21 protein-coding genes and 1 tRNA gene are annotated in these 21,699 nt (G+C 71.9%); 10 read left to right on the top strand and 12 right to left on the bottom strand.

What is annotated here, in order from left to right; genetic code table 11:
• Window positions 1-306: 306 nt before the first annotated feature.
• Window positions 307-447: a putative leader peptide gene (locus ACZ4XX_RS07595; protein WP_468507010.1), complete on the bottom strand. Its 141-nt coding sequence runs from the start codon at window positions 445-447 to the stop codon at window positions 307-309.
• Window positions 448-647: 200 nt separating this feature from the next.
• Between ACZ4XX_RS07595 and ACZ4XX_RS07590 the strand changes: the two genes are divergently transcribed.
• A complete protein-coding gene (locus ACZ4XX_RS07590) occupies window positions 648-1,442 on the top strand; it encodes an IclR family transcriptional regulator (protein ID WP_468507009.1) in 795 nt (264 codons plus the stop codon).
• Between the two features lie 143 nt (window positions 1,443-1,585).
• Window positions 1,586-2,239, top strand: a complete 654-nt coding sequence (locus ACZ4XX_RS07585; RefSeq protein ID WP_468507008.1) for a TetR/AcrR family transcriptional regulator — start codon at window positions 1,586-1,588, stop codon at window positions 2,237-2,239.
• A 69-nt stretch (window positions 2,240-2,308) separates the two neighbouring features.
• Here the strand turns inward: ACZ4XX_RS07585 and ACZ4XX_RS07580 are convergent, their stop codons facing one another.
• Both ACZ4XX_RS07580 and ligD read right to left on the bottom strand, forming a co-directional pair.
• On the bottom strand, window positions 2,309-3,196 hold the full coding sequence (locus ACZ4XX_RS07580) for an alpha/beta hydrolase (protein WP_468507007.1): 888 nt from the start codon (window positions 3,194-3,196) through the stop codon (window positions 2,309-2,311).
• 142 nt (window positions 3,197-3,338) lie between these two features.
• Complete coding sequence (gene ligD / locus ACZ4XX_RS07575; RefSeq protein ID WP_468507006.1) at window positions 3,339-4,406, bottom strand: non-homologous end-joining DNA ligase; 1,068 nt, start codon at window positions 4,404-4,406, stop codon at window positions 3,339-3,341.
• Between the two features lie 52 nt (window positions 4,407-4,458).
• Here ligD and ACZ4XX_RS07570 point away from each other — a divergent pair, with 52 nt between their 5' ends.
• The 3 genes from ACZ4XX_RS07570 (at window position 4,459) to ACZ4XX_RS07560 (ending at window position 8,440) form a co-directional block, all read left to right on the top strand.
• Complete coding sequence (locus ACZ4XX_RS07570) at window positions 4,459-5,517, top strand: ATP-dependent DNA ligase (protein WP_468507005.1); 1,059 nt, start codon at window positions 4,459-4,461, stop codon at window positions 5,515-5,517.
• 355 nt (window positions 5,518-5,872) lie between these two features.
• Entirely contained in the window at window positions 5,873-6,124 is a 252-nt protein-coding gene (locus ACZ4XX_RS07565; RefSeq protein ID WP_468507004.1) for a hypothetical protein, read from the top strand.
• A 195-nt stretch (window positions 6,125-6,319) separates the two neighbouring features.
• On the top strand, window positions 6,320-8,440 hold the full coding sequence (locus tag ACZ4XX_RS07560) for an MDR family MFS transporter (protein ID WP_468507003.1): 2,121 nt from the start codon (window positions 6,320-6,322) through the stop codon (window positions 8,438-8,440).
• 101 nt (window positions 8,441-8,541) lie between these two features.
• On the opposite strand, the gene ACZ4XX_RS07555 is transcribed toward ACZ4XX_RS07560, so the two are convergent.
• The gene (locus ACZ4XX_RS07555) at window positions 8,542-8,991 is read right to left on the bottom strand and encodes a YchJ family protein (RefSeq protein ID WP_468507002.1); all 450 of its coding nucleotides are present in this window, start codon (window positions 8,989-8,991) and stop codon (window positions 8,542-8,544) included.
• Window positions 8,992-9,198: 207 nt separating this feature from the next.
• Here ACZ4XX_RS07555 and ACZ4XX_RS07550 point away from each other — a divergent pair, with 207 nt between their 5' ends.
• The gene (locus tag ACZ4XX_RS07550) at window positions 9,199-10,542 is read left to right on the top strand and encodes a 6-phospho-beta-glucosidase (protein WP_468507001.1); all 1,344 of its coding nucleotides are present in this window, start codon (window positions 9,199-9,201) and stop codon (window positions 10,540-10,542) included.
• Between the two features lie 91 nt (window positions 10,543-10,633).
• Window positions 10,634-12,520 carry a M64 family metallopeptidase gene (locus ACZ4XX_RS07545; protein ID WP_468507000.1) on the top strand — a complete coding sequence of 629 codons (1,887 nt, stop codon included), beginning with the start codon at window positions 10,634-10,636 and terminating at the stop codon, window positions 12,518-12,520.
• Between the two features lie 103 nt (window positions 12,521-12,623).
• Here ACZ4XX_RS07545 and ACZ4XX_RS07540 read toward each other — a convergent pair whose 3' ends face one another.
• The 3 genes from ACZ4XX_RS07540 to ACZ4XX_RS07530 form a co-directional block, all read right to left on the bottom strand.
• A complete protein-coding gene (locus tag ACZ4XX_RS07540; protein WP_468506999.1) occupies window positions 12,624-13,442 on the bottom strand; it encodes an SAM-dependent methyltransferase in 819 nt (272 codons plus the stop codon).
• Window positions 13,443-13,516: 74 nt separating this feature from the next.
• A complete protein-coding gene (locus ACZ4XX_RS07535) occupies window positions 13,517-13,753 on the bottom strand; it encodes a DUF397 domain-containing protein (protein WP_015037566.1) in 237 nt (78 codons plus the stop codon).
• The gene (locus ACZ4XX_RS07530) at window positions 13,754-14,629 is read right to left on the bottom strand and encodes a helix-turn-helix domain-containing protein (protein WP_468506998.1); all 876 of its coding nucleotides are present in this window, start codon (window positions 14,627-14,629) and stop codon (window positions 13,754-13,756) included.
• Window positions 14,630-14,878: 249 nt separating this feature from the next.
• On the opposite strand from ACZ4XX_RS07530, the gene ACZ4XX_RS07525 reads away from it, so the two are divergent.
• The 3 genes from ACZ4XX_RS07525 to ACZ4XX_RS07515 all read left to right on the top strand — a co-directional run bounded on the left by ACZ4XX_RS07525 (window position 14,879) and on the right by ACZ4XX_RS07515 (window position 16,659).
• Window positions 14,879-15,331, top strand: a complete 453-nt coding sequence (locus tag ACZ4XX_RS07525) for an ATP-binding protein (protein ID WP_468506997.1) — start codon at window positions 14,879-14,881, stop codon at window positions 15,329-15,331.
• A gap of 5 nt (window positions 15,332-15,336) precedes the next feature.
• Complete coding sequence (locus ACZ4XX_RS07520; protein ID WP_468506996.1) at window positions 15,337-15,831, top strand: hypothetical protein; 495 nt, start codon at window positions 15,337-15,339, stop codon at window positions 15,829-15,831.
• A gap of 114 nt (window positions 15,832-15,945) precedes the next feature.
• Window positions 15,946-16,659: a class I SAM-dependent methyltransferase gene (locus ACZ4XX_RS07515; protein WP_468506995.1), complete on the top strand. Its 714-nt coding sequence runs from the start codon at window positions 15,946-15,948 to the stop codon at window positions 16,657-16,659.
• A 71-nt stretch (window positions 16,660-16,730) separates the two neighbouring features.
• Here the strand turns inward: ACZ4XX_RS07515 and ACZ4XX_RS07510 are convergent, their stop codons facing one another.
• The 5 genes from ACZ4XX_RS07510 to eboE form a co-directional block, all read right to left on the bottom strand.
• Window positions 16,731-17,096 (bottom strand): zinc ribbon domain-containing protein YjdM, encoded by a 366-nt coding sequence (locus tag ACZ4XX_RS07510; RefSeq protein WP_468506994.1) that lies wholly within the window; start codon window positions 17,094-17,096, stop codon window positions 16,731-16,733.
• 125 nt (window positions 17,097-17,221) lie between these two features.
• A tRNA-Leu gene (locus ACZ4XX_RS07505) sits at window positions 17,222-17,309 on the bottom strand.
• Between the two features lie 247 nt (window positions 17,310-17,556).
• The gene (locus ACZ4XX_RS07500) at window positions 17,557-18,624 is read right to left on the bottom strand and encodes a sugar phosphate isomerase/epimerase family protein (protein WP_468506993.1); all 1,068 of its coding nucleotides are present in this window, start codon (window positions 18,622-18,624) and stop codon (window positions 17,557-17,559) included.
• A 279-nt stretch (window positions 18,625-18,903) separates the two neighbouring features.
• Entirely contained in the window at window positions 18,904-20,346 is a 1,443-nt protein-coding gene (locus tag ACZ4XX_RS07495) for a nucleotide pyrophosphatase/phosphodiesterase family protein (RefSeq protein WP_468506992.1), read from the bottom strand.
• Window positions 20,343-21,698 (bottom strand): metabolite traffic protein EboE, encoded by a 1,356-nt coding sequence (gene eboE / locus ACZ4XX_RS07490; protein WP_468506991.1) that lies wholly within the window; start codon window positions 21,696-21,698, stop codon window positions 20,343-20,345. Before eboE ends, ACZ4XX_RS07495 begins: the two co-directional genes overlap by 4 nt.
• Between the last annotated feature and the right edge of the window lies 1 nt (window position 21,699).

The following is a 21,699-nucleotide window of genomic DNA, read 5'->3' as shown; positions in this document are numbered from 1 at the left end:
GCAGGATCTGGCGAGGAAGGGGCCTGCGCGCGGCAGGTGGCCACGCGAGACAGCGACGAGCGAGGCAGCGACGTGGGCGGGGCGACGGCCTACGCGGGGCCGCGACCTCCGCGCGTGGGTCCCCGGCCCCTTCCCTGTCATGGGAAACGGTTCTCACCCCGGGCGGGACACCCGCAGGGGGCCGGATCTCGCACCATGGGCGACGACCGCGCGCCCGCCGTGTCGTCGTGGCACACCCGCCGCGAACGCTCTCGGGAAGGGATCAGCCGATGCCGTCGCCCGGCGACACGTCAGCTCCGCGACATGTCAGCGACAGCCGGCCCCTGCGACACGCGCCAGGTCGATGTGGCGGCGCCGGGTGAGGACGAGCGGTGCAGGAGAGGCCGTGCGCACACATCGCGCGGTGCGACATGCGGTGGTACGTCGGTCAGTACGTCGTGCGTTCATGACGGGCCCTGCTCCCTCCGGCTCGGTGCCGCTGTGGTGGCTTGGCCGGAACCCTGCCACGGAAGTTCCACCGCCCACAACTCGCCTCCCACCATGTGGGATTGCATATGAACGGCGTGTTTCCGGCCTCGCCCGGGACCTGATTCGGCTCCCGCCATGTGGGAGCGTGGGAGCCCGATCACCCACGGGGAGCGAACCCTATGACGACCGAGGCCGGCATCGCCCGACCCCCGGCGGGCGCCCAGGCGGTCCGCCGCGCACTGGATGTACTGCACTGTTTCCATGACAACGGACCCGACCTGAGCGCCTCCGACCTCGCGCGACGGCTCGGACTCTCCACGTCCACCGCTCACCGTCTCGCCCGGACCCTGCTCGGCGCGGGATTCCTGGAACAGGACGCCCGGACCGCCCGCTACCGGCTCGGCCCGGCGATGACGGAGCTGGGGCGGCTCTCGTACCACCAGCGGGGTCTGCACCTGGCCGCGCCCGAGCTGTCCGATCTCGCCGAACGGACCGGCGCCACCGCCGACCTGGCCCTGCGCAGCGGCCCGCACGTGGTCATCGTCGCGGGCGGCTCCGTGACACCGAAGGTGGGGCTGCGCCGCCCGCTGCACTCGACGGCGCTCGGCAAGGTGCTGCTCGCATGGCCCCGGGCGGGTGAGGCAGGCCCGCGCTCACTGCCGCCGCTGCACGCGTTCACCGAGCGGACCATCGTCGAACCTCCCGCCCTCGCAGCCGAGTTGACCCGCGTACGAGAGGCCGGGTACGCCCTCAACGACGGAGAGTCGGCCCACGGGGTGCGGACCGTGGCCGTGCCGGTCCTGGAGCGGACGGGACACGCGCGCTTCGCGCTCGCGGTGCGGGCGACACCGGAGCTGATCACCGACGCCCGGCTCGACTGGTACCTCGCACAGGCCCGGTCCTGCGCCCGCGCCCTGGAGGTGCTGCTGCTCGCCCCGTCGGAGCGAAGGGACCCCGGCGAGCGGGCCGGCTAGCCGGCCCGGACCGGTCAGTCCGTCCGGACGGCGCCGCGGACCCGTGACAGCAGCCGGGCCGCAGGCGTCCGGCAGCGGGCAGCAGTCGGCAGTCGGCAGTCGGCAAAGTTTCCGCACGGTCGTGCGTTCAGTAGGATGGGGACATGGGCGACACCGGGACCAAGACGGACGGGCGCGTCGAGCGCGGGAACCAGACCCGGCGCCTCGTGCTCGGCCGGACGATGGACATCGCCTCGGTCGAAGGGCTCGACGGCCTCTCCCTCGGCCGGATCGCCACCGAGCTCCAGCTGAGCAAGAGCGGCGTCTTCGCCCTCTTCGGCTCGAAGGAGGAGCTCCAGCTGTCCACGATCAGGGCCGCTGCCGCCGTCTTCGCCGAGAACGTCGTCACCCCCCTGAGGGACGTGCCGCCGGGAGCCCGGCGGGTGCGCGACCTGTGCCGGAACTGGCTCACGTACTCCTCCGACCGGGTCTTCGCCGGCGGTTGCTTCTTCTACGCGGTCTCGGCCGAGTTCGACGCGCGCACGGGCCCGGTCCACGACGCCGTCGCCCAGACCCGCCGCGACTGGAACGCGTACGTGGAAAGGTCCCTGACGGAGGCCCAGTCCGTCGGCGACCTCGTCGGGGATCTGGATGTGGAGCAGCTCGCCTTCGAGGTGATCGCCCTCATGGAGGCGGCCAACGCCCAGTCCGTCCTGCTCGGTGACACGCAGACGTATGACCGTGCCGAGCGGGGGATCCACGCACGGCTGCGCGCCTCGGCCACGGACAGGGGCCGGGACGGCCTCGACGGCGAGTAGCCGGACAAGGTGCGGGACCGGCCGACCGCCCGGTCCCGGCCCCGCCCCAGGGCCCAGCCCCGCCCCCGCTCAGCTCGCGGCCACCCGCTCCCCCTCCGACGGTTCGCCCGCCGGCGCCGTCAGGAACTCCAGCGCCTCGCCGACGACCGCCGGGTCCCGCAGGATGCGCCGGTGGCCGAGTCCTCGGGTGACGACGAGCCGGGCCCGCTCCCCGTGGGCGCGTGCGAGCCGCCGGGAGTGGACGAGCGGCACCATGTCGTCGCCCTCGTCGTGGAACAGCAGGACGGGCGCGCCGAGTCCGCCGGAGTCGCGGTCCGCTCCGAAGCGGTCCCAGATGCCGGGTTCGCCCGGCGCGAGCCGCCGCTCCACGTGCTCGCGCATACGCCGGAGGACCCGCTCGTCCACACCGAGTCCGATCTGGAAGCCCTTGAGCAGCAGGTCGAAGGAGCCGACGCCGCCGATGCCGACGAATCGGGCCGTGCGGACGCCGTCCCGGAGGGCGAAGAGGGAGGCGAGGACTCCGAAGGAGTGGGCGACGACGGCGTCGAAGTCGCCGTGTCGTGCGTGCAACTCCCGGATGATCGCCCGGTATTCGAGGATGTTGCTGGCCCGGCCGGGGGATTCGCCGTGGCCGGGTGCGTCGAAGGTGACGGGGCTGTAGCCGCGATCCAGCAGCGCTTCGACGAAGGCGGTGAGCCGCGAGGCGCGCGAGGACCAGCCGTGCACGAGCAGGACGGGCCGGCGGCCGTCTCCCCAGGCGTACGTGACGACGTCCTTGCCGCGGGCCTGGAGGTGCCCGGTGCGGGCGGTGGCGAAGAGCGCCTGCTCCTCGGGTTTGAGCCGTGCCCGGCCGAGTGGACGGACGAAGAGATGGAAGGCCCAGCGACCGGCCGCTCCGGGGGCGACGCGGGCGGCGACGTTCAGGGCGGTGCGGATGAGCGGAGCCATCGGGTACATGCCGGGATCTCCTCGGTCGTCCTGTGGGTTCTGCATCCTGCCGATGCAAAAATGCTAGCACGATCGTTCGTGTTGTTTTAGGCTCGAAGAAGAGGGCGGGCCGGTGCCCACCCGGAGGCACCGGCCCGCCCTTCCCGCCTCCTCAGCCGGACTCCCCCGACTCCCCCGGCTCCTTCGCCTCCCCCGCCCCCTTCGGCTCCTTCTTCGCCCGGCTCGGCTGCACCCGCTTCGGTTCGCCCGGCATCTTCGGATACTCCGGCGGGTACGGCAGATCACCCAGGCCGTGCTCCGCCTCGTCCCGCCGGGCCAGTTCGAGCAGGGACTCCAGACTGAACCGTTCGTCGTCCATGTCGGCATGGACGTCACCCACCTCGGCGTACCGGACCGGCATCGTCCTGATGTCGAAGTCCCGCGGCACGGCGTCGTCCACCTCCTCCCACCGCAGCGGCGCCGACACGGGCGCGTGCGGTCGCGGACGTACGGAGTAGGCGGAGGCGATCGTGCGGTCCCGGGCCGTCTGGTTGTAGTCGACGAAGATCCGCTCGCCGCGCTCCTCCTTCCACCACTTGATGGTGACCTGGTCCGGCATCCGGCGCTCCAGCTCTCGCCCGCAGGCGATGGCCGCCCGCCTGACCTGCGTGAACGTCCAGTTCGGCAGGATCGGGACGAAGACGTGGATGCCTCGCCCGCCGGAGGTCTTCGGCCAGCCGCGCAGCCCGTGCTCGTCGAGCACGGCGCGCAGTTCGCGGGCGGCGCGGACGGCGTCCGCGTAGTCCGTGCCGGGCTGCGGGTCGAGGTCGATGCGGAGTTCGTCGGGGTGGTCGGTGTCGTCCCGGCGCACCGGCCACGGATGGAAGGTGACGGCGCCGAGGTTGGCGGCCCAGAGCACGGCCGCCGGTTCGGTGGGGCACATCTCGTCGGCCGAGCGGCCGCTGGGGAAGGTGATGTGGGCGGTCGGGATCCAGTCGGGGAGGTACTTCGGGGCGCGCTTCTGGAAGAACGACTCGCCGGTCACCCCGTCGGGGTAGCGCTCCAGGGTGGTGGGGCGGTCGCGCAGGGCGCGGGTGATGCCGTCGCCGACGGCCAGGTAGTAGCTGACCATGTCGAGCTTGGTGTAGCCGGGTTCGGGGAAGTACACCTTGTCCGGATTGGACACGCGTACGGTCCGGTCGCCGACTTCCAGTTCCACCGCTGCCGCCTTGCCTGCCATGCCGGTCAGCCTAGGGCTCGCCGACAAGTCCCGCATACCGGACAATCGCCTCATGGATCTTCCGGTGATGCCGCCCGTGAAACCGATGCTCGCCAAGTCGGTGAAGCGGATCCCGCCCGGGATGCAGTACGAGGCGAAGTGGGACGGCTTCCGTGCGATCGTGCACCGCGACGGTCCGGAGCTCGTCATCGGCAGCCGTACCGGCAAGCCGCTCACCCGTTACTTCCCCGAGCTGGTCGAGGCGCTCGCGGCCCGGCTGCCGGAACGCTGCGTGGTCGACGGCGAGATCGTCATCGAGCACGGCGGCCACCTCGACTTCGACCGGCTCAGCGAGCGGATCCACCCCGCCGACTCCCGGGTCCGCATGCTGGCGGAGACGACACCGGCGCTGTTCGTCGCCTTCGACCTGCTCGCCCTCGGAGACGATTCGCTGCTCGACACTCCGCTGAGCGAGCGCCGGGAGGCCCTGGAGCGGATGCTCGCCGGCGTCGACGCGCCGGTGCATCTCGCACCGGCCACCCGGGACGCCGAGGTCGCCGCCCAGTGGTTCGAGCAGTACGAGGGCGCGGGTCTCGACGGGGTGATCGCCAAGCCGCTCGACCTGCCGTACCGGCCGGACGCCCGCCTCATGTACAAGATCAAGCACGAGCGGACGGCGGATGTCGTGGTGGCCGGCTACCGCTTCCACAAGAGCGGGCCGGTGGTCGGCTCGCTGCTGCTCGGCCTGCACGACGACAAGGGCGCCCTCCAGCACGTCGGCGTGTGTGCGGCGTTCACCGCGCAGCGGCGGGCCGAGCTGGTCGAGGAGCTCGAACCGCTCCGGATGGACCCGCCGGACGGACACCCCTGGGCGGCCTGGGCGGAGGAGGCCGCACACGCGGGGGCGCGGCTGCCGGGCGCGCCGAGCCGCTGGTCGGGGAAGAAGGACCTGTCGTGGGTGGCGCTGCGGCCCGAGCGGGTCTGCGAGGTCGGGTACGACCACATGGAGGGCGACCGCTTCCGGCACACGGCGCAGTTCAAGCGGTGGCGCCCGGACCGGACGCCGGAGTCCTGCGGATACGGACAGCTGGACGAGCCCGTCTCGTACGACCTGTCCGAGATCCTGGCGTGACGGCCGGACGGTGTCCGGAGGACGCCGATCCGCCGAGTGAGATGCTTCACATTCGACGAGCGTCCCACCGTCCCCAACCCCGCGTCGTCGCGCACGCGTTCGTCGCACGTACGGGCGATACGCAGGGTCGGTGAACAATCCCGCGCCGGCCACCCGGGCCCGTACCTGCGAGAACGTCCCCGGCCGCGCCCGGCGACCGTACCCGCTCCCCCGCCCGGGCCGCCGCAGGCCCCGCCGGAGCGCCGTCGCGTCGTTGCCCCACCGCGACATCGCCGTGCCGGAACCCGTACGGCGATCCGGTACGTATGGAGAGCAGACCCTTCCGTACGCCTCCCGGACCCACTAGGACTGACCCGTGATCACCTCGCCCTCGCGCCTCGTACCCGTCCCGATCCCCGACCGTGTGGCCGCGCTGATCGGCTCCTGCCTGCCGCTGCACGTCCTCCAGGCCGAGATCGACGCGGACTGCGCCGCGCGCGAGGTGTACCGCTTCCGGGGACCGCTCTGCGCGGAGGACCGGGCGGACCGGGAGAACGCCCTCGCGACGCTCGCCCGGGCCAACAAGATCCTCGCCAAGCACCACCCGAAGCTGCCGGTCACGCACTGAGCCCGGCTTGACGGGCCCGGCCTGACAGGTCCCGCCGACGGCCCGGCCTGACAGTCCGGCCTGCCGGGGGACGGCCTGACCGGGGACGGCCTGACAGTCCGGCCTGCCGGGGGACGGCCTGACCGCTCCCCGCCGGTCCGCCCGTTCGGCCGTCCCCCGCATGCACGCGGTCGGGGCCGATGTGACGCTGCGAGAGTGACCACGACCAGCGACGCAGCGCCCGCGCCCTCGGCCCCGGCCGTCACCGAGCCACCCGTGCTCGACCGCCGCCGCCGCAACATCGTCTTCGGCACGATCATGCTGGGTGTCCTCCTCGCCGCGCTCGACCAGACGATCGTCGGCACCGCCCTGCCCACGATCGTCTCGGACCTCGGCGGCGCCGCCCACATGTCGTGGGTGGTCACGGCGTACCTGCTCGCCGAGACGGTCGCGACCGTCCTCGTCGGCAAGTTCGGCGATCTCTTCGGCCGCAAGGTGATCTTCCAGATCTCGGCGATCGTCTTCATCACCGGCTCGTTCCTCTGCGGCCTCGCCACCAACATGACGCTGCTGATCGTCTGGCGCGGCCTCCAGGGCATCGGCGCGGGCGGCCTGATGGTCACCTCGATGGCGCTCATCGCCGATGTGATCCCCCTGCGCGAACGCGGCAAGTACCAGGGCGCGATCGGGGCCGTGTTCGGTGTCTCCACCGTCATCGGCCCACTGCTCGGCGGTCTGTTCACCGACCATCTCACCTGGCGATGGGCCTTCTACGTCAACGTTCCCATCGCGATCCTGGTCGTGATCGCCGCCGCCCGCACGATCCCCTCCGTACGCTCGGCGAGCAAGCCGATCATCGACTACGCGGGCATCGCGCTGGTCGCCGCCGGAGCCAGCGCCCTGATCCTGGCGACCAGTTGGGGCGGCAACGAGTACGCCTGGACGTCCGGCGTCATCATCGGGCTTTTCGTCGGCGGTGTCATCGCGCTCGGACTGTTCTGCTGGGTCGAGACCCGTGCGGCCGAACCCATGCTGCCCATGAGGCTGTTCGGGAATCCGGTCTTCACCGTCTGCTCGGTGCTGAGCTTCGTCGTCGGCTTCGCCATGCTCGGCGCGATGACGTTCCTGCCGACGTACCTCCAGTACGTGGACGGGGACTCGGCGACCGTCTCCGGCATCCGCACCCTCCCCATGGTCGTCGGTCTGCTCATCGCGTCCGTCTTCAGCGGCAACGTGGTCAGCAAGACGGGCCACTACCGGATCTTCCCGATCGTCGGCTGTCTGGTGATGGGCGTCGGGCTCTACCTCCTGTCCCTGATGGAACCGGGGACCAGCACCTGGCTCGCGTCGCTGTACATGTTCGTGCTCGGCGTCGGCATCGGCCTGTGCATGCAGGTCCTCACCATCGCCGTGCAGAACACCGTCGAGTACGCCGACCTCGGCACGGCCACCTCGGGCGTCACCTTCTTCCGTACGCTCGGCAGCTCCTTCGGCACCGCCGTCTTCGGCACGATCTACGTCAACTCCCTCACGCCCAACCTCGAGGCCGGGGTCGCCGAGGCAGCGGCCGTCGCCGGGAGCCTGGGCCTGGACCCGTCGGGTGTCGCGCAGGCAGCGCAGAGCCCGGACGGCGTGCACGGTCTGCCGGAGCAGGTGGCGGAGCCCATCGTCAACGCCTACGCCGACACCCTCCACACCGTCTTCCTCTGGACGGTGCCGGTCGCCGCCGTGGGCTTCGTCGTCGCGCTCTTCCTCAAGCAGGTGACGCTCCGCGACTCGGCGCGCGCCGCCGCACCCGACATGGGCGAGGGCTTCTCCGCTCCCACCTCGTCGGGCGACTCCGCGCAGCACCTGGAACTGGCGGTGGGCAGGATCATGCGCCGGATCGACCTCGCCACCGCACGGCGGATCCTGGAGGTCTCCGACACCCGGCTCGACACGGCCGGGGCGTGGGCGGTGATGCAGGTCGAGCTGTACACGCGGACGGTCGGCCACGCGAGCCTGGGGCTGATCTCGGCGGGGCGGAGGGTCCCGCCCGAGGTACTGCTGCCGGTCTTCGACCGGATGGTCGACGAGGGCTTCCTGACGCGCGACGGGCATCTGCTCTCCCACACGCCGGCGGGCAAGCGCGAGGCGGACGTCATCACGCACGCGTGGGGCGACTGGCTGTCCGACCGCGTCGAGCAGGAGAGCGGTCGGCCCAGCGGACCCGAACTGCGGGTGGCGACGGACGCCATCGCCAAGAAGATCGTCGCCGAGGACCTCGCGAACGGCCTTCCCGACCGCTCGCTCGACAGCGACGGCGGTCGCACGCTGAGCAGGACCACCGGCGTCTGACCCGGGACCGCGGGCGGCTCCGGGACCGCGGGGCCCCGGGACCGCGCGGCCGGCCGGCTCCCCCGCTTCCCTCCGGTCGCTGAGCGGCTCTTCCCCGGTCGCTACGCGCTGACGTCGCCGTCCACGTACACCCAGGCGCCCTCGTGGCGGGTGAAGCGGCTCCGCTCGTGCATGGCGCCGGGCTCGCCGTCGTGGACGTAGCGCGCGGTGAAGGTGACGGTGCCGTGCTGGTGGAAGGCGGTGCCGTCGGTGGCCGACTCGATCTCCAGTCCGGTCCAGCGCGTCCCCGGGTCGAAGCCGACCTCGACGGGCCGGGTCTCCGGCGCCCAGCTGCGCAGCAGATAGGCCTCGTCGCGGACGACGAAGGCGCTGTACCGGGAGCGCATGAGCAGCTCGGCGGTGGGCGCGCCGCCGCCCGTCCCTGTGTGGAAGCGGCCGCAGCACGTGCCGTACGCGGTGTCGAGACCGCACGGGCAGGGTGACTCCGGGGTCACGGCGGGCGTGGCCGGGCGGGCCGGGGACGTACGGGGGCGGGTCTTGCGTCGGGACATGCCGCCATTGTCCCCCACCGGGTGCGCGCTGCCGGGCGGGCCCGCCTCACGAACGGGCGGCGGTGTGGGCACACGGGAGACCCCCGGAGACACTCCGGGGACACCCCGGGAGGGAGCAACGGCGTGGGCGCCCGGCATGTGGACGGCCGTGTGGACGCCGGGGCGGGATCCTGCTGCTCAGGGGGTGCGTCCGAGTAGCGTACGAGCATGAAACTGACGATTCTCGGAGGCGGCGGGTTCCGGGTGCCGCTGGTGTACGGCGCTCTCCTCGGCGACCACGCGGAGGGGCGGGTCACCCACGTCACCCTGTACGACCTCGACGAGGGGCGGCTCTCAGCCATCGCCAGGGTCCTGGCGGAGCAGGGCGAGGGGGTGCCGGACGCGCCCGGTGTGACGGCGACGACGGATCTGGACGAGGCGCTGCGCGGGGCCGACTTCGTGTTCTCCGCGATCCGCGTCGGCGGTCTCGAGGGCAGGGCCGCGGACGAGCGGATCGCGCTCGCCGAAGGGGTCCTCGGTCAGGAGACGGTGGGCGCCGGCGGTATCGCCTACGGACTGCGGACCGTGCCCGTCGCGGTGCACATCGCGCGCCGGGTCGCCGAACTCGCCCCGGACGCCTGGGTCATCAACTTCACCAACCCGGCGGGCCTGGTCACGGAGGCGATGTCCCGGATCCTCGGCGACCGGGTCGTGGGCATCTGCGACTCCCCCGTCGGCCTCGGCCGGCGGGTCGCCCGCATCCTCGGCGCCGACCCGGACAAGGCCTGGATCGACTACGTGGGCCTCAACCACCTCGGCTGGCTGCGGGGGTTGCGGATCGACGGCCGGGACGAGCTGCCGAGGCTGCTCGCCGACGAGAAGGCGCTCGACTCCTTCGAGGAGGGCAGGCTCTTCGGCCCGGAGTGGCTGCGCTCCCTGGGCGCGATCCCCAACGAGTACCTGCACTACTACTACTTCAACCGGGAGGCCGTGCGGGCCTACCGGTCGGCCGAGCGCACCCGCGGCGCATATCTGCGCGACCAACAGGGCGCTTTCTACCAGGAGATGGGGAGGCCCGACACCCCGGCCCTCGCTGCCTGGCACCGTACGCTCGCCGACCGGGAGGCCACGTACATGGCAGCGAACCGGGAGGCCGCCGGGATCGGGGAGCGCGACGAGGAGGACCTGGAGTCGGGCGGCTACGAGAAGGTGGCGCTGGCCCTCATGCGGGCCATCGCCCGGGGCGAGCGGGCCACGCTGATCCTCAACGTCCGCAACGGCACGACGCTCGCCGCGCTCGACGCGGACGCGGTGATCGAGGTCCCCTGCTTCGTGGACGCGAACGGCGCCCACCCGGTGTCGGTGTCCCCGCTGCCGTACCACGCGGTCGGCCTGGTGACGGCCGTGAAGGCGGTGGAGCGTGAGGTCCTCGCGGCGGCGGAGAGCGGCTCGCGGGCGACCGCGGTCAAGGCCTTCGCCCTGCATCCGCTGGTCGACTCGGTGACGGTGGCCCGCCGGCTGGTGCAGGGCTACACCGCGGAGCACGCGGGTCTGGCGTACCTACGGCACTGAGGAGGCGGTGGGCGGCGACGAAGCTGTCACGAAGGCATACGGCCGACGAACGGCTTTACGAGAGCGGGGGTGCGGCCTAGGCTCGCGCCCCATGACCTCACAGCGCACGGGAGTTCGACGAGAGGTGGCCCGCGTCGTCGCGGTCTGCCTGCTGGCCGCCGGTCTGGTGGGAACCGTACCGGCGGCGGCCGAGACGCCGGTGCCCGGTGACGGTCCGATCGTCGTCCCCGTCCAGACCACCGGGCCCGCGGACCGGCGGTTCAACGTGGTGTTCATGGGCGACGGATACACCGCGGCGGAGATGCCTGCGTTCCGCGCGGACCTCGACCGGCATCTGAACACCCTGTGGAGCATCGAGCCCTTCGCCTCCTACCGCTCGTACATCAACGTCTGGGCGGTGGAGGCTCCTTCGGCCGAGTCGGGTGTGGACTGCGACCCCGGCCTGGACGCCCCCGCCCGCGACACGGCGCTCGACATGGGGTTCTGGGGCGGCTGCGATCCGAACAGCGTGCGGCGGCTGCTGACCGTAGACAGCCGCAAGGCCGCCGCGCTCGCCGATCTCGTCCCGGGCACGAGCGGCGCCAACCGGCAGATCGTCGCCCTCGCCCACAGCTCCACCTACGGCGGCGCGGGCGGCAGTTACGCCACCGCGTCAGGCGGCAACGCGCTCTCGTCCCTCATCACCCCGCACGAGATAGGCCATTCGCTCGGTGGCCTCCAGGACGAGTACGACTACTACGCGCGCGGAGTGCCGGGCGAGGCGTACTCCGGCCCTGAGCCCTCCTCCACGCATCACACGCTCCTGACCGAGCGCCAGATGCGTGGGCAGCGGGCCAAATGGTGGCGCTGGCTCGGCGAGGAGAGCGAGTCCGGCGGCGTCATCGGCCGCCACGAGGGCGGCATGTACAGCACGAAGGGCGTCTGGCGCCCGAGCCGTCACTCCCTGATGAAGACCCTCGGCTACGCCTTCGACCAGGTGGAGCGCGAGGTGATGGTCCGGGCGATCTCCGCCAAGGTGAACCCGGTCCAGGACCACACGCCGAACACCTCACCCGTGGGGGCGGACCGGACGGTGTGGGTCGACACCCTGCACCCGGTGGGCGGCGCGCTCGCCGTGACCTGGCGCCTGGACGGGCGGACGCTGCCCACCCGCGGCGCGCGCACCGTCGACCTGCGCACCCTGCGCCTCTCCCCCGGGACGCACACGCTCACGGCGACCGTCACCGACCCGACGCCGTTCGTACGCGACCCGGCGGTCCGCGCCTCGGCGGCGCTCACCCGGACCGTCCGGTGGACGGTGGACCCGGCCCTCACCACCGTGCGCGACGCGACCGCGGCCGCGTTCACCGGCCACACTCCGCTCGGGGCACCCGTCGGCGCCCGGTCGGTCGTCCACGCCGACACCACCCACGCGGTGGACCGGACCCCGGCCGTGCGCTGGCGCCTTGACGGCCGGACCATCGCGACCGGCCCGAACGACCGTGACCTGGACCTGCGTTCGACCGCGATGGCCGCGGGCACCCACACCCTCACGGCACGCATCGCGGGTACGGACGAGGAGTTGAGCTGGACCGTGGACGCCCGTCCGGCGACGACCTCGTACGAACTCTCGGAACCGCTGCGCACGGTGGGACGGCACGGCCGGCCCGTGGAGTACGTGTACGACGGGCCGTTCACCATGCGGCTGACCGCGCGGGACGACCAGGAGGGCGCGGTGGTGAGCCAGTTCCGGGTCGACGGCGACGGCTGGTACACGTACTACGGCTGGCCGACGGACGCGGACGCGCCGTTCCGTTTCTCGCCGGGCGGCACGGTGATCGACGACCTCGTGTACGGGAAGCTGGGCCGGAGCCGTGCGGTGCCGTGGGACGACGCCACCCCCGACTACGGCACCCACAGGATCGAGTACCGCACGATCGACGCGGCCGGCAACATCGGCAGGACCGACGAGTTCCTGGTGACGCTGGTGAAGCCGTAGCGCCGGCGCGACGCGGACGTCGGCAGGAGGTCCGTGACGCGGATGAGGCCCCGCCGACCAGGTCGGCGGGGCCTCCCGTACGGAGGGACTCGGGGCTCGCGGGTCAGGGCTTGCGGGCCACCGCGGCCCACCCCGGGATGGGCTCGTCGCCCGGCACCGGGACCGGCTCGCCCAGCTCCGGGTGCCACTCCGCCGTGAGCGACACACCGGGCTCGACGAACTCGAGGCCGTCGAAGAACGCGGCGAGCTCGTCCCGCGACCGCGGCCGCAGGGTCAGCCCGCGCGCCTTGTACATCGCGACCGCCTCCGCCGCGCCCTCGGGGTTGAAGTCCCCGGTGACATGGGAGAGGACCAGGTAGCTGCCCGGCGCGAGCTGGTCCACGAGCTTGCCGACCAGGTCGTACGCGTTGTCCTCGTCCCCTACGAAGTGCAGCAGGGCGAGCATCGACAGTGCGATGGGCTGATCGAAGTCAAGGACCTTTCCGGCCCTCTCGAGGATGATCTCGGGCTCGCGGGCGTCCGCCTGGATGTACTCGGTGGCCCCTTCCGGGGTCGAGCGCAGCAGGGCGGCCGCGTGCGCGAGCACGATCGGGTCGTTGTCGCAGTAGACGATGCGGGAGTCCGGAGCGGCCTCCTGCGCGATCTGGTGCAGGTTGGGCTCGGTCGGGATGCCCGTACCGATGTCCAGGTACTGGCGGACGCCGTGGGCGCTGAGCCAGCGGATGGCGCGGTGCATGAAGGCCCGGTTGACGCGGGCCATGTCCCGGCCGCGGGCGTCGACGGTGAGCAGCTGGCGTGCCATCGCCTCGTCGACCGGGTAGTTGTCCTTGCCGCCCAGGAACCAGTCGTACATGCGCGCCGGATGCGGCGTGCTGGTGTCGATCCGTATCTCACTGCGCGTGGATGCGGGGTCCTGGGTCATCGGCGCTCCTGGTCGGGATGAACGAGTGGCACTACAACAAGAGTTACGCGACGGTAGGGGTGCGATGGAAGGGGTCAGGTGAGCAGAAAGTCAGCCTGACCGGATTTGGCCCCCTGGATGAAGGCTGCGATCTCTCCATGGGTGTAGATGAGCGCTGGTCCTTCAGGGTCTGCGGACTGTCGCACGGCGACTCTGCCGTCGGCCAGCTTCATGGCCTCCACGCAGTTGCCCCCGTTCCCGCCGCTCCATGGCTTGTGCCAGCCCTCGGCACCGAGCTCAGCGGCGGGCATGCCGTTGTATATGCGATCCATTCACAGCTCCTTGCGGAGATTCCGGAGAATCTCCTTCGTGCGTTGTGCAGTCGCGGCCTGCGCCGCCATGCGGTCCATGACCTCCAGGTGGGATGCCACCTCGGGGCGCGCGTCGAGATAGACGGCGCCGGTCAGGTACTCGCTGTAGACCATGTCCGGCAGTTCGGGCATGGCGAAGCGGAAGAGGACGAACGGTCCGTAGGTGCCGGGGTGGTGGCCGGACGCGAACTCCGCGATCTGCAGGGTGACGTTCGGCAGCTCCGACGCTTCGAGCAGCCGGTCGAGCTGGTCGCGCATCACTTCGGGCCCGGCGCCGACCGGTCGGCGGAACACCGTCTCGTCCATGATCACCCAGAACTTCGGGGCATCCTCCCTGACCAGCAGGGACTGGCGCTCCATCCGTAGGGCTACATGCCGCTCGGCGTCCTCGTCCTTGCCGGCATCACTGCCGCCACCGACCGCCCCGCTGCGCAGAATGGCGCGGGCGTAGTCCTCGGTCTGGAGCAGACCGGGGACGAACTGGGGCTCGTACGCCCGGATGAGGCTGGCCGCCCCCTCCAGGCTCACGTACATGGAGAACCAGCCGGGCAGCACGTCGTGGAACCGCTGCCACCAGCCGGGAAGGTTGGCCTCCTCCGCGAGGGCGATGAACCCCTCGGCCTCGGAGTCCGTGATCCCGTACTCCCTCAACAGGAGCTGCACGTACGGAATCTTCAGTGCGACTTCGGCGGTCTCCATCCGCCGGACGGTGGCCGGGGCCACCCGGAGGACCTTCGCGGCCTCTTCCCTCTTCAGGCCGGCCCGCTCCCGCAGATCCTGCAGGCGCCTGCCGAGAACGACCTGTCCCACCGTGGGGGCGGACCGCGGCTCGCTCACTCTCAGACCTCCCCGACGCACTGTTTCGACGAGTGTGCCACGAAGCAGGGCCAGAGAGAACACGGCACTCTGGAATTTCCAGAGTGCCACTTGCCAAGTGTCCGACTCAGGAGGACAGTGTTCCGGTGTGAACCAGTACACGCTGCCGCCGTGCGCCACCGCGCCACGGCGACAGCGCCGTACGGCACTCCTGCCCCTTGTTGTGAGGAACCGGTCGTGGCTTCTGGTAACGCGCAGCCTTCAGGTCTCATGAGTCCCCGAGTCATGGCCCAGCGCCCGCAGCCCCAGACCGATACCGATGGCGTCCGCCGCTTCGCCTTCGAGCTCCCCGCCCTCACCTCGTCGGTCGCACGCGCCCGCCGGCTCGCGGAGGAACGGCTCATCATCTGGGGCTGCGGCCCCGACATCCGCGACACGGTGGCCCTGGTCGTCTCCGAACTCGTCACCAACGCCGTCGTCCACACCGCCAGCGACCGCTTCATATGCGAGGTCCGCGAAGGCGAGGACACCCTGCGGATAGCCGTGCGCGACGAGGGCGGCCCGGCCGACCCCCGGATACGCGACTGCGGCGAGGACGAGCGCGGCCGCGGGCTCCTCATCGTCGACGCACTGTGCACCGCCTGGGGCGCCGACCGCACCGGACACGGAACGGCCCAGGTCGTCTGGGCGGAACTCGCCCACGGCATGGGGGAAACGTGCTGAGGTCGATGGCCACCCGCATGATCCCGCTGCTCCCCGGGACCCGCAGGTCCCCCACCGGCGAACGCGTACCGGACCCGCGCCGCGCCCCCGAACTCCGCCCCGGCACCCGAGGCACCAGCCCCGCCCACCCCGGCGAACTGGGCGCCACCCGCCTCGCCGTCCCCGTCGGACTGCACACCGGCCTCGGCTGCGACGCCGTCGGCGTCCCCGCCCGCTTCGGCTTCAAGATTCTCTCCCGCCTCCCCGCCAAGGGCTGCGTCTACGCCGACTCCGACTGGTGGTGGTGGCTGGTCCCGGCCGGCTCCGACCACGACGTCACCTGGCCGCTGCCCGCCTGCTACGCACCCGGCGCCGAGATCCCGGACCGCCGGCCGCGTCTCATCCACCACCCCGACGGCACCTCCCCCTACACGCCGCCGATCCCCCTCTACCTGCTGGTCTGCCAGCTGACGGGCATCGCGCCGTCCTGGGCGGGACCGCCGGTGAGCAGCGCGCGCTGACGGACTCCGCAGCGCGGGCCGGACGTGGCGGCCACCGTCCGCACACGGCCGGTGACGGCACGGGATCGGACCATCCCCGCCCCGCGTGCCCCCTGAACACATAGGCTCGGGGACATGTTCACCCCGCAGGGTCCCAGCCTCCGCGAGCTGACCGTCCAGGCCCTCTCCTCCGTCGAGCACGGCTACGACCTGCTCGCGAACAAGTTCGACGCGACGCCCTTCCGCACCTCCGACCGGCTCCTGACCGCCGTCACCCACACCCTGGCGACCCTCGGCCCCTTCGACTCCGGCCTCGACGTCTGCTGCGGCACCGGCGCCGGACTCGGCGTCCTCCGCTCGGTCTGCGCGGGCCCGGTCACCGGCGTCGACTTCAGTACGGGCATGCTGACCCGGGCCCGCGAAGCCCACCCCACGGCCGGCCTGGTCCGCGCCGACGCCCTGGCCCTGCCCTTCGCACCGGTCTTCGACCTGGCGGTCAGCTTCGGCGCCTTCGGCCACTTCCTGCCGGACGAGCAGCGCACCCTGTTCGCCCAGGTCCACGCCTCCCTGCGCCCCGGCGGCACGTTCGCCTTCCCCATCGGGGCCCCGCCCCCGGTCGGCTCCCGCCTCTACTGGGTCCTGTGGGGCTTCGACGCCACGATGCGCGTCCGCAACGCGGTCTGGCGCCCACCGTTCGTCATGTACTACCGCACCTTCCGCCTCGGCGACGTCCGCGCCCGCCTGGAGGACGCGGGCTTCGAGGTCGCCTTCAAGCCCGTCGACCCCCTGGGCACCCGCGAGGACGGAAGCCCACGGTGCCGGCTGGTGGTGGCACGCAGGAAGACGTAGGAACCGCCGCCCGGCGCTGCTCCGGCGACGCCAGGGGGCTCGGGGAGCTCCGGGAGGGGCCGCCGGGCGGTTCAGGCCTTCTTGACCACGCTGGACTTGAGCTGCATGGCGCCGAAGCCGTCGATCCTGCAGTCGATGTCGTGTCCGTCGACGCCGTCGACCAGGCGGATGTTCCGCACCTTGGTGCCCGCCTTGATCCCGGAGGGGTTGCCCTTGACCTTGAGGGCCTTGACGACGGTCACCGTGTCGCCGTCGTTCAGCACGTTGCCGACGGCGTCCTTGATCACGCGCTCCCCCGCCTCCGCATCCGCGGCGGCCCTCGCGCCGTCGGCGGCCGGCACCCACTCGTGGCCGCACTCGGGGCACACCACCAGACTGTTCATCTCGTAGGTGTACTCGCTGGAGCACTGGGGGCAGGAGGGAAGGTTCTCGATCACTTCCCCAGGATAGGTGGCCCTTCCCCCTGTGGCCCCGGCGCCGGAGGCGGCCGGGCCCGACGCGAACGAGGTGGCCGCGCGCAACGCGAAATGCCGGTCGATACGAGATCGACCGGCATTCCCAGTGGTGTCCGAGGGGGGACTTGAACCCCCACGCCCGATAAAGGGCACTAGCACCTCAAGCTAGCGCGTCTGCCATTCCGCCACCCGGACAAGGTGTCTGCCGCTGCGGGGTTTCCCTCGCGGCGACAGATGTAACTCTACCAGGGGTTCCAGGTGGCTTTCACCAGCGTTTTCCGTGGTCAGTGGGGTGGAGCCACCTCACTGACCTTGATCAAGTCCCGATTCTCCCGACCCTACGCACGGGGTGGCGCGGTTCGCTCACACAGCGTGCGACGGAGTCGCCCCTCGACGGCCTCGAACCTCCTGGTCGGCGGGGGCCCGAGGCCGTCGGGCCGGGTCAGCGACCCTTCTCGCGCAGCGAGTGGAGGTGGGAGCTGGACTTGCGGGCGAAGATCAGCGAGTCGGCGGGGTTGTCGTGCTCGGCCTGCCAGTGGTGGGCGTTCCGGCCGTGGCGGGTGCGGTTGACCGCCGAGATGAAGCGCCGGTAGTCGATGTCGCCGTCACCGACGTCCGTCATCCGGTAGCCGTAGGGGACGGCGGTGTCGTCCCGGTCGCCGTCCTTCACATGGAAGAGCGGATAGCGGTGGGGCTGGTCGAGGACGTAGTCGAGCGGGTCGAACGGGGCGGGGGTGCCGTCCGGGCGGACCGAGTAGCGGTACTGGCCGACGTACGCCCAGAAGATGTCCATCTCCAGGTGCACCAGGTCGGGGTCAGTCTCGGCCAGGAGGACGTCGTAGAGGCGTACGTCGGGGCGGTCGCCGGCGAAGGAGAACTCCTCCGAGTGGTTGTGCTGGTAGAACTTCATGCCGCGCTTCCTCGCCGCGGCGCCGAACCGGTTGAACTCCTCGGCGCACCGCTTCCAGCCGTCGACGGTGTCTCCGTACCGCCAGGGGCCGGAGGCGGTGCCGATGTGGGGCAGGCCCAGGGCTGCCGCGTCGTCGAGGACGCGATCGAGGTTCTGGGCGAAGGTGTATGCGCCGGGGTCACTCGCGTAATAACCGACATGGCTGCCGATCGGGCGCAGCCCGTGGTCACGGGTGAGGCGCTTGAGCTGGGCGAGGCTGATGGCGCCGGCGGAACCCTGGCTGTATCCGGCGTACTCGACCTCGTCGTAGCCGTACTTCTGCAGCTCGGCGAAGACGGGGGCGAAGCCGAGGGTCGACACCTTGTCGCGCAGCGAGTAGAGCTGGATGCCCAGGCGGCCGGGCGGCAGGACGGGGCGGCCGTGCCCGTGTCCATGACCTTGACCTTGGCCCGGCGAAGCGGTGGCCGCGGTGGCGGGGGCCGCCGCCCCGAGCAGCGCGGCGGCGGTCGCGCCGGCGGCGACGCCCAGCATGTTCCGCCGACTGAGCCTGTGGACAAGCTCGGGGTCGTTGGCGGCTTCGGTACGGCGAGTGCGACTCATCTGTGGATAACTCCTAGGTTGTCGGAAAGGCCTGCTTCACTGGATTCGGCTGGAGGGAGCGGCGGGGGCTCCGGAGCGACCCGGAGGCTTCGGAAGGATCCGAACGATCGGGATGATCGGGACGATCGGAAGGATCCAGAGCCTCGGAGGGGTTCGGGGCGTGGGAGGGGTTCGGAGCGGTCGGAGGGGTTCGGGGCGTGGGAGGGGTTCGGAGCGGTCGGAGGGATTCGGGGCGTAGGGGGGTGGAGCGGTCGGAGGGATTCGGTCGGCTGCGCGGGTTCACCCCGAGGTCTCCGCGACCCCGGCCAGCCTGAGCAGCAGGTTCTTCACATCGGTGGCCGCGACGCGGCCGTCCAGGGCGCGGGGGGTGGAGCACAGGATGAGCGGACCTTCGTCGTCGCTCGCGGGGAGGCGGCCATGGCTCCCGCGAAGAGGTGAGGGGTCGAGAGGGACGACCGCGAGCCGGTATCGCATACCGAGCTTCTTGCGGGCGATCTCCCTGGCGGCCTTGATCCGCACGTAGGGGTCGAGCGGGTCCATGAGGAGCTCGGCCGGGTCGTAGCCGGGCTTGCGGTGGATCTCGACGAGCTGCGCGAAGTCGGGGGCGCGGGCGTCGTCGAGCCAGTAGTAGTACGTGAACCAGGCGTCGGGCTCGGCGAGGGCGACCAGCTCCCCCGAGCGGGGATGGTCGAGGCCGTTCTCCTTCTTCCCGTCGTCGTCGAGGAGCCGTTCCAGACCGGGGAGGTCGGCGAGGGCTTCCCGGACGGCCGGCAGGTCGGCGGGGCGCCTGACGTAGACGTGCGCGATCTGGTGGTCGGCCACGGCGAACGCCCGGGAGGTCATGGGGTCCAGGTACTCCATGCCGTCCTGGGTGTGGACCTCCAGGAGGCCGGCGCGCCGCAGGGCTCGGTTGATGTCGACGGGGCGCTCGACGCGGGTGATGCCGTACTCGGAGAGGACCACGACCGTACGGCCCTCGGCCCGTGCCTCCGCGAGGAGAGGCGCGAGGACGGCGTCGAGCGCGGCCGCGGCCCGGAAGGAGCGCGGGTCGTCGGGACCGTAGCGCTGGAGGTCGTAGTCCAGGTGCGGGACGTAGCAGAGGGCGAGGTCGGGGCGGCGGGTGCGAAGGATGTGACGGGTGGCGTCGACGATCCAGCGGCTGGAGACGAGGTCGGCGCCGGGGCCCCAGAAGTGGAAGAGGGGGAAGGTGCCGAACTTCTCGGTGAGTTCGTCGTGCAGGGCCGGGGGCCGGGTGTAGCAGTCGGGCTCCTTGCGTCCGTCGGCGTAGTAGACGGGGCGGGGGGTGACGGTGATGTCGGTGTCGGCGCCCATCGCGTACCACCAGCAGATGTTGGCGACGGTGTAGTCGGGATGGGTGCGGCGGGCGGCGTCCCAGAGGCGGTCGCCGGAGACGAGGCCGTTGTGCTGGCGCCACAGCAGGACGTCACCGAGGTCGCGGAAGTACCAGCCGTTGCCGACGATGCCGTGCTCGGCGGGGAGGGTGCCGGTGAGGAAGGTGGTCTGGGCGGTGCACGTGACCGCGGGCAGCACGGTGGAGAGCGGGGCCTGGGAGCCGCTGCGGGCGAGAGCGGCCAGGTGGGGCATGTGCGGCAGGAGCTGTGGGGTGAGACCGACGACGTCGAGGACCAGGAGAGGGGTGGGTGCGCATGTGGGTGCAGGCGCGGGTGTGGCGGCGGTGGCTGCGGGCGCGGGGTCGCTCATGGCAGTTCCTTGAGGCCGAGGTCGGTCAGCAGGTCGCGGGCCAGGGTCAGTTCGGCGGCGATGCCGTCGGCGAGCCGGGCCCTGGTGCGGGGGCGGCTCTCGGGAGGAAGGGCCTGCCAGGTGTACGTCTCGACCTCCAGGTGGCGGGTGCGCGGGTGCGGGCCGCCGACGAGGAGGGCGAGGGTGTCCTGGAGGACGGGGAGCGTGGAGCTGAGCGGAGCGGCGGGGGGCGCGTGCAGGGGGACGTGGAAGTGGGCGCGCCAGGGGGTCGTGTCCGGGAGACCGGGGGTGGTCGTGGCATGCCGGCCGGAGGTGGCGAGCGCCTCGGGGAGGTCGTCGGTCCCTCGGAGACCGGCGGCGGTCCTGGTGCGGGTCTGGTGGAGGAAGCGGGGCTCGGCGAACGCGGCGAGCGCCGCCCTGACCTCGGGCAGGTGCGGGTGCTCCGCGTGGAGCGCGGCGGAGAGCTGTGCCTTGGGCACGGGAATCCCGGCGGCGGCGAGGGAGTCCAGGGCGGTACGCGGGTCCTCGAAGGAGGTCGCGAGGTGACAGGTGTCGAGGCAGACGCCGATACGGGGGTGGGGTGCGAGGCCCGGCGCGGAGCCCGGGTCAGGCGCGGAGCCCGGGTCAGGCGCGGAGCCCGGGTCAGGCGCGGAGCCCGGGTCAGGCGCGGGGTCCGGGTTCCGTGCGGAGCCCGGGGTCGGCGAAGGGTTCGGGCTCAGGTCCGAGTTCGAGCTCGGGTTCGGTGCGGCAGTGAGCGCGGCGACGGCGTCCGCGACGGTCTCGACGATGCAGCCTGGCTCCGGTTCGAGGCCGATCCGGATGCTCCGCCCGGTGAGTTCCTCCAGCGCGTCGAGCCGTCCGGCGAGCGTCGTCAGGGCGGTGCGGGCGGTGGCGGCGGCTTCGGCGTCGAAGGGGGTGCGCCAGGCGAGGGGCAGAGTGGAGACGGACCCTTCGGTGACGTCCTCGGGGAGCAGCGCGGCGAGGAGCCGGGCGAGGTCGGTGGTGTGGGCGAGCCGATCGGGGTGCGTCCAGTCGGGCTGGTAGACCCGGTACTTGACCTCGTCGGCGCCGAACCCCTCGTACGGGAACCCGTTCAGGGTGACCACTTCGAGGCCGCGGCGGTCGAGTTCGGCCCGCAGGGCGCGCAGCGAGGCAGGGTCGGTGGTCAGGGAGCGGGCGGCGTCCCGGGCGAGCCAGAGGCCGATGCCGAGGCGGTCACGGCCGAGGCGACGGCGGACCGGCTCGCAGTGGTCGCGGAGCTGGGCGAGGACGCCGTCGAGGGTCTCGGCCGGGTGCACGTTGGTGCAGTAGGCGAGGTGGACGGTGGAGCCGTCGGGGTGCCGGAAGCGCATC

This window comes from Streptomyces sp. NPDC029956, from assembly GCF_055574655.1.
The sequence above is the reverse complement of the archived record's forward strand: the minus strand, read 5'-3'. Positions and strand labels throughout refer to the sequence as shown.